The organism is Chitiniphilus eburneus (assembly GCF_005048205.1).
GTDB classification, from domain to species: domain Bacteria; phylum Pseudomonadota; class Gammaproteobacteria; order Burkholderiales; family Chitinibacteraceae; genus Chitiniphilus; species Chitiniphilus eburneus.
The window spans coordinates 1-12,307 of sequence record NZ_SUMF01000035.1 but is presented as its reverse complement, the minus strand read 5'-3'; the positions used below and the strand labels follow the sequence as shown (position 1 = coordinate 12,307).

The window sequence follows — 12,307 nt, the reverse complement described above, 5'->3', positions numbered from 1 at the left end:
GCATTTACTGCCGTTCCCGCTCCGCATACAGCGTAGCCATGTCGGGTGGATCGAGCTGGCGGATCACCCGGCACGGGTTGCCGGCGGCCAGCACGCAGCTCGGGATGTCGCGGGTGACGATGCTGCCGGCGCCGACCACGCTATGGTCGCCGATGGTGACGCCGGCACAGATGATGACGCCCGCGCCAATCCACACATTCTGGCCGATGGTCACCGGTGCGGCCTGGAAGGCGCAGCGCTGGCGCGCGGTAGGGTCCACCGGGTGGGTTACCGTCAGAATCTGCACCCCGGGGGCGATCAGTGTGTAGTCGCCGATGGTCACTGGCGCGCCGCCGTCGAGCACCGAGCCGGCATTGATGAACACCTTTTTGCCCAGGCGGATGTTGCCGCCCCGGCCGATATGCAGCGGCGCGGCGGCATTGGTGCCCTCGCCGCATTGGGCCACCAGCTCGGGCAGCATGGCGCTGCGTGCCTCCCAGCTCATGGTCGGGTCGTTGTAGCGCAGCAGTAGCGCGCGCTCGCGCTCGTAGTGTTCGCGGGCTTCGGGGTCGAAGATCTCGTCGAACCCGTAGGTGACCAGGTTTTCGCGCATGGCGCGGCTCCGTAAGGGAATGCATCAAGCTTAGCGTAGCGGGCCGGTCTCCCGGCAGCCCAGCCATGCAGGGCGGCAAGCTGGGCAATGCCGGCCGCAGTCAGGTCGCCGTGGAATGGGCTTCCAGCGCGCGGCGCATCCGCGTCAGTGCCTCGGCCAGCGTGCTGGATGGGCAGCCGAAGTTGAGCCGCACGAAGCCCGGTGCACCGAAATCCGCGCCGTCGGACAGGCCGACGCCCGCCGTTTCGAAGAACGCCTGCGGGTGGTCCAGCCCGGCGCCGCGACAGTCGATCCACGCCAGGTAGGTGGCCTGTGCCGGCGCCACGCGCAAGCCGGCCACGCCATTCAATGCGGCGGTGACGGCGTTGCGATTGGCACGCAGGATGTCCAGCAGTTCGGCGCGCCACACGGCGCCCTGGCCGTAGGCGGCGGCGGTGGCGGTCAGCCCCAGCAGGTTGGGATGCGGCACGATGCCGCGCGTCGCGCGTTGGAACGCGTGGCGCAGGCCGGCGTCCGGCACGATGGCGAAGGCGCAGCCCAGGCCCGCGACGTTGTAGGTCTTGGATGCCGCCATCAGCGTGATGCTGCGTTTCGCAGCATCCGGCGACAGCATGGCAAACGGCAGGTGCCGTGCGCCTGGCTCCAGCAGCAGATCACAGTGGATTTCGTCGCTGACCACTACCAGATCGCGCTTTTCGGCGATGTCGGCGATGGCTTCCAGCTCGGCGCGATCCCACGCCCGGCCCACCGGATTGTGCGGATGGCACAGCAACAGCGTGCGCGCGCTGGCGGCGGCTGCGTCCAATGCCGGCAAATCCCAGCGCCACGGCAGCATGCCGGCGGGCTCCAGGAGCGGCACCTTGACCAGCGTACGTTCGGAATACTGCGGTGCGGACATGAATGGCGGATAGACCGGCGTAGCGGTCAGCACCCCATCGCCCGGCTGGCCAACGGCGCGGCAGGCGACGTTGAGCCCGGTGACCAGCCCCGGCAGCGGCACCAGCCATTCCGGTGCGACCCGCCAACCGTAATCGCGTTGCGCCGCGCCCAACACCGCACCCACCATCTCGCGCGTTGGCTCGCTGTAGCCGAAGCTGCCGCTGGCCACCCGCGCGGCCAGCGCCGCGGTCACCTCGGGCGGGCTGGCGAAATCCATGTCCGCTACCCACATCGCCAGCACATCGCGCCCGGCGTAACGGTTCCACTTGATATTGTCGGCTACCTCGCGCGAAGCGGAACGGGTGAAGTCGTAGGGCATGGTTACTCCTGGAAAGTCATAAAACCGGGGTGGGGTTCGCTCATGATGGCGAGGGCTGGGGACTGGGATTCAATCAAGAGAGCCGGTGGTGCGCGCATCCCCGTTGAGTTTCGCCCCCGGCTTTGCCGGGCGCCTGCCGCGGTTTGGGTTCGCACGTGTTGCCCCTCGATCGCACCACGAACGAGCGTAGCGAGGCTCCCTCGCGGCGGCGAGGGCGGGGGAGTGGATTCAATCAAAAGAGCCGGTGATACGCGCATACCCGTTGAGTTTCGCACCCGGCTTTGCCGGGTGCTTGTGACAGTTTGGGTTCGCATTCGCTGTTGACCAGTCAATCACCGGCGATCCGCCAATGCCAACCGGTCTTCAACATGGCGCTGCACCCACTCGAACACGGCGCTCATCAGCCAGTACAGCGCGGCGGCAGCGAGGTAGAGCGGCAACGGCTGGAACGTCTGCGCGATCACTTCCTTGGTCGCCAGCATCAGCTCGGTGACGGTGATCACCGACACCAGCGAGGTATCCTTGATCAGGCTGATCAGGCTGTTGGACAAGCTGGGTACCGCCAGCCGCAGCGCCTGCGGCGCAACCACGTGGCGCATGGTCTGCCACCAGGTCAGTCCCAGCGAATAACCCGCGTGCCACTGGCCCTGGGTGACGCCATCGATGGCGCCGCGCATCGATTCGGACAGATACGCCGCCACATTCAGCGTCAACGCCAATACCCCGGCGGTCGTCGGCGAGAACTCCACGCCCACGCTGGGCAGGCCGTAGTAGATGACGAAAATCTGCACCAGCAACGGCGTGCCGCGCGTGGCGCTGACGTACAGCGCCGCCACCCGGCCCAGCACCGGCACCCGCGCCACGCGCAGCAGCGCCACGAGAAAGCCCAGCGCCAGCCCGAGCACCATCGCGGCCAGGGCGAATGCCAGGGTGTAGCCCGCGCCCTTCAGCAAGAAGGGCCAGGCGAGGTGAAACAGATCGATCCAGGTCTGCATGGCGGATTCCGGCGAAACAAGAAACCCCCAGGCGCGGACGCCCCGGGGGCCGGTTTCAAGCATACGGCGAATTGGTGGTTGCTGCGCTGAACCCTCTACACCTTGAACCACAGAGGATAGTGAGGACGCATTGAGGATACAGAGGGGGCACAGGGAAAACCGGACCCCGAAGGTCTTTCTCGGCGTAACGCCGCGCTCTCACTGTCCACTGTGGTTCAAAGAGCTGGGGTTTCCGGCTTGCGAATCAGCGTGCCGTTGGTGCCTTCGAGATATCCGTACCAAACCACTTCAGCGACAGCTTCTTGAAGCTGCCGTCGGCGATCAGTGTTTTCAGCGCCTGGTCGATGGCGGCCTTGAACTTGGGATTGCCCTTGGCGAACGGGATCGCCGAAGTCACCACCTCGCCCACCGGCGCGCCGGCCTTTACCGGCAGCCTGGATTGCTTGATCGCGAACGGGATCATCAGGCTATCGTTCAATGCCGCATCCAGCCGGCCTTGCGCCAGGTCCTGCAGGTATTCCGGCGCGCCGGGGTAGGTCTTGACGTCGATGCCCGACACCGATTTGGCGAACTCGGCGTAATTGGTGCCCAGTCCCAGGCCCAGCTTCTTGCCTTTCAGGTCTTCCAGTGATTTGAACACACGCTTTTCATCGCGGCGGACGATCAGTTGCGCGCTGGAATAGGTGTATGGGATCGAGAAATCGAATACCTCGCGCCGCTTGGCATTGTCGCCCACCTGGTTGATCACTACATCGAACTTGCCCGCCTGCAACCCGGCCAGCAGCCCGCTCCACTCGCCGGTGGTGAACTGTGCCTTCACGCCCAACTTCTGCGCCAGTGCGCGGGACAGTTCCACCTCGAAGCCGGTCAGCTCACCCTTCTTGTCCTTGAAGTTGAACGGCGGGTAAGTGCCTTCCAGCGCCACGTTCAACGAACCGCGCGCCTTCACGGTATCCAGCAGATCGGCGGCCAGCGCCTGGGTGCCCAGCGCGATCAGCGCCACAGCGGCAAGTAGTCGTTTCATCTAATAACCTCACGTTTGGTATGGTTTATGTGAAATAACCAATCGAGCCTAACAAAAGTGGGTGAATACGAACAGTGCGGGTTTGCACGGAGGAACTCTCAACCTTGAATCACTGAGGACAGTGAGAACAATGGCGCTGCACAGAGAAAACCGGCCTCGGTTTTCCTCGCTGATCTCCGTGCTGTCTGTGGTTCAAGACGTGGGGTTTGATCTCAGCGCCGCTTCCCCACAATCCACACTCCCGTGATCACCACTGCCGCGCCCAGCCATTGCAGTGCGCTCAGGTGTTCGTCCAGCACGCCCATGCTCAGTACGATGGTCAGCACCGGGCCCAGGCTGCCGATGATGGCGGCGCGGCTGCTGCCGATACGGCCGATGGCGTTGGCCAGCGCGTAGATCGGCAGCACGGTGGCGATGATGGCGATTGCCAGCGCGTAGCCCAGCACCGGCCAGGGCTGGATCAGGTCGGTCAGCGGGCGCGTCGTGATGAAGTGCGCGCCCATTGCCAGCGCCGAGATCGACAGCGCCAGCTCGGTGAAGCGCATCGCGCCGATCCGCGCGATCACCGCCGGGCTCCAGGTCAGGTACAGCGCATAGGACAAGGTGGACAGGAACACCAGCAGTACGCCGCTCCACTGCGCACGGGCATTGGCCAGGTCCGGCACCAGCACCAGGAACATGCCGGCGTAGGTAATCGCCAGCGCGGTCACCATGCGCGCGGTGAGCCGTTGCTTGAGCAGCCAGGTCGACAGCAGCACGGTGAAGGTGGGATAGAGCATCAGGATCAGCCGTTCCAGGCTGGCGCTGACCGTTACCAGCCCCAGGAAATCTAGCAGGCTGGACAGGTAATAGCCCAGCAGGCCCAGCGCCACCAGCCAGCCCCGATCCTGCCAGCTCAAGGGGGGCGCCGGCTGCCGACGCCACAAGCGCATCAGCCCCAGGAACGGCAGCGCCAGCAACAGCCGCAGCGTCAGCAGCGTGATCGCGTCCACCTGAAAGCGGTAGGCCAGCTTGACGAAGATTGCCTTGGAGGCAAAACCGATGGCGGCGAACACAGCGAGTGCCACGCCAACGCGAAAGGTGGAAGTCGAAGCGGACGAATCGGGCATGGCGGTTCCTGTTTGGGACGAACCGCGATGGAGCAGAAAGCATGCACCGCGGTTGGGATTCCACGGTGGCGACGAGAACGGACGCGCTACCGAGGCGGGCGAATCAGCCAGCCGGCGGTTTTCAGGGCGATATGAATATTGCAGCGCGTCATGGACTGGAACGTAGCAGCGTGCCGCGCGTAGCGTCAAGGCGCCTTGACGTGCACGCATGCGGGCTGCGCGGGCGTCGTTCATGCGGGCTTTGCGTGGCGGCATGCGCGGCTGACATGGCGCAAGGCGCCCGGCGCCGACAATTGCTTTGATGCGATGAATTCGGATTGCCGCGTGCCTCGGGGAGGGGCGGTTGCAAGGCGTGGCGGTCCGTTCCACCACAGGGCCATCGGCCCGGACAAAACAGAACAACATGAACTCAATCCCCTGGCGAAACGGTGCCGACGGCCGCGTGCGCGCGCTGTCCCAATCCTGGCAGGCATGGTGGCTGGCGCTGTATATCGGCGTGCTGCTCAATGGCGCGGTGTTCTACCGGCGTTTCGATCAGGACCTGTCGGGCATGCAGACACCGGCCGTGCTGGTGGGGGCCATCGAAGTGATCGCGGTGGTGCTGCTCAACTTCGTCGTGCTGCGGCTGCTCTCGCTGGCCGGCAGCTTTTGCCATCGCGTGCTGGCCTCGTTGCTGGTGCTGGTCTGCGTGGCTGCCAGCTACTACATGACTTGCTTCAACGTGGTGATCGGCTACGGCATCGTGGCGTCGGTGCTGACCACGGATTTCGACCTGTCGCGCGAGGTGGTCGGCCTACGCTTCGTCGGCTGGATCGTGCTGCTCAGTGCCGGCCCGCTGTGGTGGCTATGGCGCGCCCGGCCAGGCGCCTTGCTGTCGGCGCAACTGCGTTGCCCACGACAGGGAGTGCGCGCGTTGACGATCCTGTTGCTGGCGGCGCTGCTGGTATGGCTGCCGGTGCGCTGGGTGCACCAGGGGCAGCGCGCCCAGGATGCCGTCCTCAACCGGGATACGCCCAGCTACGGTGGCGTGGTGGCGCATTCCTACCTGCCGGCCAACTGGCTGGCGGCGCTGGGCCTGTATGCCTATGCGGCGCTGGACGAACGACGCGACGCGCGGGCGCTGTTCGATCCGGTCGAGGCGTTCACCTACGTAGCGCCACAGGGTATCGAAGAGACCTACGTGGTGTTCATCGTTGGCGAAACCGCGCGCTGGGATCATCTGGGTCTGCTGGGCTATGTGCGCGACACCACGCCGCTATTGGCGCGTGAACCCAACCTGGTGGCATTCGCCGGCACCTCGTGCGATACCGCCACCAAGTTGTCGCTACGCTGCATGTTTGTGCGCGAAGGCGGAGCGAAGGACAACGCGCAGCGCACGGTCACCGAGCGAAATGTGTTCGCAGTGCTGCATGATCTGGGTTTCAGCGGCGAACTGTTCGCCATGCAAAGCGAACTGTGGTTCTACAACAAGACCGACGTGGACGACTTCGCCTTCCGCGAGATGATCGCCTCGGCCGAGAAGAACCAGGGCCGGGCGGTGGATGACATGCTGCTGATCGACGAACTGAAGGGCTCGCTGGCGCGCCATCCGCAAGGCCAGCACTTGGTGATCCTGCATACCAAGGGCTCGCACCACCAGTACTCGCAGCGTTATCCGCGTCAGTTTGCCCGCTACCAGCCCGAATGCGCTGCCAGCGATGGTCGCTGCGACATCCAGGCGCTGATCAACGCCTTCGATAACTCGATCCTCTACACCGACCACTTCATCAAGCAGGTGCTCGACCAGCTACGCGACAAGCGGGCGCTGGTGTTCTACGCGTCCGACCACGGTGAATCGATCAGCGACGATACCCACCTGCACGGCACCCCGCGCGAAGTGGCGCCGCCCGAGCAGTTTCGCGTGCCGCTGCTGGTGTGGGGGTCCGAGCGTTTCCTCAGCGACAAGCACAATGCCGATGCGTTCGAGCGGATGCGCACCCTGGCACGTGCCGGCACGCCGCAGCAGCATACCGACCTGTTCGATTCGATCCTGGGCTGCCTGGGCTACACCTCGCCGGACGGCGGCATCGACGCCCGCAACAACTGGTGCGCGCCGAAAGATACCGTCCACGCGGCTCAGCGCAGATCGACGACCCCCCACGTGCTGTAGTCGCCGTCGTCCGGCGGCGTGAGCATGGCATCGGGTAGTGCCTGCAGGTAGGCGAGGAAGGCTTCGGCGTAGTCCAGCCCGATATCGATCCGCCGCGCGCCACGTATCGTCGCCAGTGTGGCGTAGCGGTCGCCGCCGTCCGCCAGGAAGTCGGAGACGATCAGTTGGTACTGCGCGGCGGGATCGAGTGGTTGCCACTGGCCTTCGCGTTCGATCTCCAGCCGTGCAAAGCGCGCGCCCCGGGGCTGGTTCAGATCGACGTGCCACCGCAGGCCGGCGGCGTAAGGGTAACCGCCGCTGCTGCGTATGGCGGGGTCGAGCACGGGGGCGAGTGCGTCCTCCAGCGTGGCCTTGATTTCGGCACCGCTCAGGGTCAGACGCACCAGCGTATTCCTGAACGGCAGCAACGCGTACACGTCGCGTACCCGTATCTCGCCTTGCGGCAGATCCACCCGCACCCCGCCGCCGTTGACCAGCGCGATGTCGGCGCCGCCGAAGCGGCGGCCCTGGCGCAGGAAGGCATCGGCCACGCGTTGCTGCACATCGCCACCATGCGCGATCACGCGCGGCAGTCGGTCGCAGGCATCGCCCAACGTGGAGCGCGACGGATCGAGTCGCGTGCCGGGGACGCGGCGCAGGCACAGGTCTTCCGCCGCACGCGCCACCACCTTGGCGCCGAAGGCCTCGCGCGCGGTGCGGTACGGCGCCAGCACCGCTTCGGTACGCGCGTCGGGCGCGATCACGCGCAAGGCGCCGCTGGCAGCGAGATCGGCCAGGATCGCGGCCCGGTCGGCATCGCTCACCGGCTGCCCGTTGCGATGCGGGTCGTCGCCCAGCAGCAGCCACGGCTGGCCGCCGCAGCGCAGCACATTGCCGGCGGCGTCGAAATCCACCGTCAGTTCGCCAACCGCGTAGGCGTATTGCCACGCCTGGACCACGCACACCGTACGGCCGTGTGAGTCGTGGGCCACGGTGGGGTAAGGGCCGGCCGGGGTCAGAGCACGGTCGGCCAGGGTGGCCGGGCCGAGCAGGGTGTGCGAATCGCCGCCAACGATCACATCCACGCCATCCAGCGCGGTGGCCAGCGCCTGTTCGCGTTCGTAGCCCAGGTGGCTGAGCAGCACGATTTTGTCCACGCCCTGCGCGCGCAACCGGTCGATCTGTGTCTGGGCGCTGGTGGCTTCGTCGGCGAAGGTGGTGCCGGGGTCGGGGCGGGAGGCGTGTTGCGTCTTGTCGGCCACGGTCAGGCCGATCACGCCGATGCGCTGGCCGCCGCGCGTCAGCACCGTCGCCGGTTGCACTGCCCCGGGCGCGGTGGTCGGGTTCAGCGGCGAGTCGGGGCCGAAGCGCACATTGGCGCTGAGTACCGGTGTATGGCACGGGCCTTCGCCCAGTGCATCGAGAAAGCGCTTCAGCCCGCCATCGCCATGGTCGAACTCATGATTGCCCAGCGTCATTGCGTCGAAGCACACGGTGTTCATCAGCGCGGCGTCGGCGCGTCCATCGTTCAGGTTGAAGTAGAGGTCGCCGGTGAGCGCATCGCCGGCGTGCAGTGCCAGCACGTTGGGCTCTGCCGCGCGGATCGCCGCGATGGCACTGGCGGCGCGGGCAAAGCCGCCGTGGCTGAGCGACACCGGTCGCCGCGTGCCGTCGGCATCGCGCAGCGGCAGCGTGATCGGCTCCGCGTCGAGGTGCGAGTGCACGTCGTTCAGATGCGCGATGGTCAGCCGGTACGGTGCCGGCTGCGGCGTGGCGCAGCCAGCGAGCAGCGACAGGATGGCCAGGGTGCGGGTCCAGCGAGGGATCATGGCGGGATTCCGGCGGTTGGGATGGTCAGCTTCGACGCCGCCGGTGACGCCGCGATGACGCGGTGTATCGGCCTCCGTAGCGGGATGCTGTAACTAGGTTGAAGCGTAGCGCTCTTGCCACAATGCGCCATCACCTCCGTGGAAGGCCGCCCCATGCGCCGCATCAATGATTTCTCGCTATCGGCCGTGGTGGCCGGTTTCGTCACCGTGCTGGTGGGCTTTACCAGCTCGGCGGTGATCGTGTTCCAGGCGGCGCAGGCGCTGGGGGCGTCACCCGCGCAGATTGCGTCGTGGATGTGGGCACTGGGGCTGGCGATGGGCGTCACCTGCATCGGGCTGTCGCTGCGTTACCGGGTGCCGGTGGTGACGGCGTGGTCCACGCCCGGCGCGGCGATGCTGGTGACCAGCGTGGCGGGCGTGTCGATGCCCGAGGCGATCGGCGCGTTCATCCTGTGCGGCGTGCTGATCGCCATCGCCGGCGCCAGTGGCTGGTTCGAGCGGGCGATGGCGCGCATCCCGGTGGCGATCGCCTCGGCGATGCTGGCGGGTGTGTTGCTGCGCTTCGGCATGGCGGCGTTCGCCAGCCTGGGCACGCAACTGGCGCTGGTCGGCGCCATGCTCGCCACCTACCTGCTGCTGCGCAGGCTCTGGCCGCGCTACGCCATCGTGGCGGTGTTGCTGGTCGGTGTGGCGGTGGCGGCCGCGCAGGGCCAGTTGCACCTGGGTGACGTGCGCTGGCAACTGGCCGTGCCGGTGTTCACCATGCCGGCGCTGTCGTGGCAGGCGGTGCTGAGTGTGGCGCTGCCGCTGTTCCTGGTGACGATGGCCTCGCAGAACGTGCCGGGTGTGGCGGTGCTGAAAGCATCCGGCTACCACCCACCGATTTCGCCCATCATTGCCACTACCGGCGTGGTGGCGACGCTGCTGGCGCCGTTCGGTGCGTTCGCGCTCAATCTGGCGGCCATCACCGCCGCGATCTGCATGGGCCCCGAAGCGCACGAGGACCCAGCCAAGCGCTACACCGCCGCCATCGCAGCAGGGGTGTTCTACCTGATCGTCGGCCTGTTCGGCGCCACCGTGGCGGCGCTGTTCGCGGCTTTTCCCAAGGAGCTGGTGCTGGCGCTGGCCGGGCTGGCGCTGATCAATACCATCGGCAACGGGCTGGCCGCCGCGGTGAAGGACGATGCACAACGCGAGCCGGCGCTGATCACCTTCCTGGTCACCGCCTCGGGCGTGACGCTGTTCGGCATCGGCTCGGCATTCTGGGGCCTGGTGGCGGGGGCGCTGGCGTTCGCGGTGCTGGGGTGGCGGCGGGTGAAGTAGCCCTGAACCTGGATGTAACCCCAAATCTCGAACCATAGAGGACACGGAGAACACAGAGGGGCACTGAGAAAACCGTATCCCCGAACACTCAACTCTCTTTGGGGTTCTCTGTGTAACTTCGTGTTCTCAGTGGTTCAAGATTTGGGGTTCTCCCCCGCAGCAGCTGCGGCCGCTTCGCGCAGTTTGTCCTTCTTGCTCTTGCGCCGGCCTTTGATGCCGCCGGGGCCGGGTTCGGTGGGGGCGGTTTCCCTGGGTTCGAAGCCGGGAACGATGTCGCGCGGTACGCGCTTGCCCTGGCGTTTCTCGATCAACTGCCAGTGCGCTTCGTGGCCGGGTGCGACGAAGCTGACGGCTACGCCGCACTCGCCGGCACGGCCGGTGCGGCCGATCCGGTGCACGTAGTCGGCGGCCGAACGTGGCAGGTCGTAGTTCACCACGGCGGGCAGTTGGGCGATGTCGATGCCGCGTGCTGCCACGTCGGTGCAGATGACCACCGGCAACCGCCCGGCTTTGAAGTCGGACAGCACCTGGATGCGCCGTCCCTGGCCGAGATCGCCGTGGAACGCCGCCGCCGCGATGCCGGCCTGTGCCAGCTTGGCGGCTAGGTGCTCGGTGGTGTGCTGGGTGGCGACGAACACCAGCGCCTGCGCCCAGCCCGCTTCGCGCAACAGGTGCACTAGCAGCGCGGCGCGGCGTGCGGTATCCACCGAGATGGCGCGCTGTGCGATTGCCGCCACGGTTTCGGGGGCGTCGTCCGGCGCGACGCGGCACGGTTCGTGCAGCAGGCTGGCGGCCAGCTTGTCCACCTGGGTGGGAAAGGTGGCGGAGCACAGCAGCGTCTGTCGTGTTGCCGGTAGTTGCGCCAGGATGTCGGCCAGCTCGTCGGCGAAGCCCAGGTCCAGCAGGCGGTCGGCTTCGTCCAGCACCACGGTCGCTACCTCGTCGGCGCGTAGTGCGTTGCGGTCGAGCAGGTCCAGCAGCCGGCCCGGTGTGGCGACCACGATGTCGGCGCCACCGCGCAGCGCCATCATCTGCGGGTTGATCGAGACCCCGCCGTATACCGTCATGATCTTGAGTGGCCGGGGCAAGGGTGCCGCCAGCGCCGTCAGCGTGGTGCCGATCTGCATCGCCAGTTCACGCGTCGGCGCCAGCACCAGCCCGCGTAGCCGTCGCGGCCCGTCATCCCGCGCGGCGTGTACCCGTTGCAGCAGCGGCAGGCCGAACGCCGCCGTCTTGCCCGACCCGGTACGTGCCCGTAGCAGCACGTCGCGTCCTTGCAGGATGGCAGGAATCGCCGCCGCCTGGATCGGGGTGGGGGTGTGGAATTGTTGTTGCTGCGCGGCGCGGACGAGTTCGGGGATCAGGCCGAGGGCGGTGAAGGGCATGGGGGCGGGGGAATGGCGGCGTGGGGTGCCAGTTTACTCCTGGCGAGGGGAGGGGGATGTGCTGGTGGGCACCTTGCGACTGCAACTGCAACCGCAACTGCAAAGGCTTTTTACCGCCTGGCGCCTGCGGCGCGGATGCTTGACGCCCTCTACCGCCGTGCGGGCGGGTTCATTTCTTTTGCGTGGCCAAAAGAAACGAACCAAAGAAAAGGCCACCCCGCATACGCGCCCTACGGGTACCCTCGCGCCGGACAATCGGGTCGGCGGCTGCGAAACTCGGGCGCAAGCGCCCTCAGACAGTCCTCGCCGAAACCCCGCCCCGCTTGTCCTCTACTCGGCGCTGCTGAGGGGCCCCGGGCAGCCCATCCTCACCCCCGGCCCCTCCCCTTGAAGGGAAGGGGGGGCGCGTGCCTGTGCCTGTGGGTGAAATTTGGCGAATTTGTCACCCAAGAAAACAAAGGCCGGACTTCTGCCTCTTCACTTCCCCTGGCATTCAACGGCTTTTCCCCCCGTTACGCAGGCGCCGAGGAAGTGGAGGGAGACCCTAGGCTCCCGACCGACCGAGGGCACCCCGGAGGGGCGCAAAGCGCGGGTGGCCTTTTCTTTGGTTCGTTTCTTTTGGCCACGCAAAAGAAATGAACCGGCCCGCCCGGCCGCTAAGGGC

The 12,307-nt window shown here is 66.6% G+C and carries 9 protein-coding genes; 2 read left to right on the top strand and 7 right to left on the bottom strand.

Features of this window, described 5'->3' with window-relative positions:
• Window positions 1-4 precede the first annotated feature (4 nt).
• The 5 genes from FAZ21_RS21140 to FAZ21_RS17820 form a co-directional block, all read right to left on the bottom strand.
• Complete coding sequence (locus FAZ21_RS21140; RefSeq protein ID WP_136774788.1) at window positions 5-592, bottom strand: sugar O-acetyltransferase; 588 nt, start codon at window positions 590-592, stop codon at window positions 5-7.
• Between the two features lie 100 nt (window positions 593-692).
• A complete protein-coding gene (locus FAZ21_RS17835) occupies window positions 693-1,850 on the bottom strand; it encodes a MalY/PatB family protein (protein WP_136774787.1) in 1,158 nt (385 codons plus the stop codon).
• A gap of 332 nt (window positions 1,851-2,182) precedes the next feature.
• Window positions 2,183-2,845: an amino acid ABC transporter permease gene (locus FAZ21_RS17830; protein WP_136774786.1), complete on the bottom strand. Its 663-nt coding sequence runs from the start codon at window positions 2,843-2,845 to the stop codon at window positions 2,183-2,185.
• Between the two features lie 244 nt (window positions 2,846-3,089).
• On the bottom strand, window positions 3,090-3,869 hold the full coding sequence (locus tag FAZ21_RS17825; RefSeq protein WP_136774785.1) for a transporter substrate-binding domain-containing protein: 780 nt from the start codon (window positions 3,867-3,869) through the stop codon (window positions 3,090-3,092).
• A gap of 212 nt (window positions 3,870-4,081) precedes the next feature.
• On the bottom strand, window positions 4,082-4,978 hold the full coding sequence (locus tag FAZ21_RS17820) for a DMT family transporter (RefSeq protein ID WP_136774784.1): 897 nt from the start codon (window positions 4,976-4,978) through the stop codon (window positions 4,082-4,084).
• Window positions 4,979-5,381: 403 nt separating this feature from the next.
• Between FAZ21_RS17820 and eptB the strand changes: the two genes are divergently transcribed.
• Window positions 5,382-7,127, top strand: a complete 1,746-nt coding sequence (eptB, locus tag FAZ21_RS17815) for a kdo(2)-lipid A phosphoethanolamine 7''-transferase (RefSeq protein ID WP_136774783.1) — start codon at window positions 5,382-5,384, stop codon at window positions 7,125-7,127.
• Here the strand turns inward: eptB and FAZ21_RS17810 are convergent.
• On the bottom strand, window positions 7,094-8,935 hold the full coding sequence (locus FAZ21_RS17810; RefSeq protein ID WP_136774782.1) for a bifunctional metallophosphatase/5'-nucleotidase: 1,842 nt from the start codon (window positions 8,933-8,935) through the stop codon (window positions 7,094-7,096). The two genes, eptB and FAZ21_RS17810, sit on opposite strands and share 34 nt — an antisense overlap.
• 153 nt (window positions 8,936-9,088) lie before the next feature.
• Between FAZ21_RS17810 and FAZ21_RS17805 the strand changes: the two genes are divergently transcribed.
• Window positions 9,089-10,258 carry a benzoate/H(+) symporter BenE family transporter gene (locus FAZ21_RS17805; protein ID WP_136774781.1) on the top strand — a complete coding sequence of 390 codons (1,170 nt, stop codon included), beginning with the start codon at window positions 9,089-9,091 and terminating at the stop codon, window positions 10,256-10,258.
• Window positions 10,259-10,392: 134 nt separating this feature from the next.
• On the opposite strand, the gene FAZ21_RS17800 is transcribed toward FAZ21_RS17805, so the two are convergent.
• A complete protein-coding gene (locus tag FAZ21_RS17800; RefSeq protein ID WP_136774780.1) occupies window positions 10,393-11,643 on the bottom strand; it encodes a DEAD/DEAH box helicase in 1,251 nt (416 codons plus the stop codon).
• Window positions 11,644-12,307: the final 664 nt, after the last annotated feature.

Coding starts and splice junctions, on each gene's coding strand:
- FAZ21_RS21140 (WP_136774788.1), bottom strand. CDS start 592: ATGCGCGAAAACCTGGTCACCTACGGGTTCGACGAGATCTTCGACCCC.
- FAZ21_RS17835 (WP_136774787.1), bottom strand. CDS start 1,850: ATGCCCTACGACTTCACCCGTTCCGCTTCGCGCGAGGTAGCCGACAAT.
- FAZ21_RS17830 (WP_136774786.1), bottom strand. CDS start 2,845: ATGCAGACCTGGATCGATCTGTTTCACCTCGCCTGGCCCTTCTTGCTG.
- FAZ21_RS17825 (WP_136774785.1), bottom strand. CDS start 3,869: ATGAAACGACTACTTGCCGCTGTGGCGCTGATCGCGCTGGGCACCCAG.
- FAZ21_RS17820 (WP_136774784.1), bottom strand. CDS start 4,978: ATGCCCGATTCGTCCGCTTCGACTTCCACCTTTCGCGTTGGCGTGGCA.
- eptB (WP_136774783.1), top strand. CDS start 5,382: ATGAACTCAATCCCCTGGCGAAACGGTGCCGACGGCCGCGTGCGCGCG.
- FAZ21_RS17810 (WP_136774782.1), bottom strand. CDS start 8,935: ATGATCCCTCGCTGGACCCGCACCCTGGCCATCCTGTCGCTGCTCGCT.
- FAZ21_RS17805 (WP_136774781.1), top strand. CDS start 9,089: ATGCGCCGCATCAATGATTTCTCGCTATCGGCCGTGGTGGCCGGTTTC.
- FAZ21_RS17800 (WP_136774780.1), bottom strand. CDS start 11,643: ATGCCCTTCACCGCCCTCGGCCTGATCCCCGAACTCGTCCGCGCCGCG.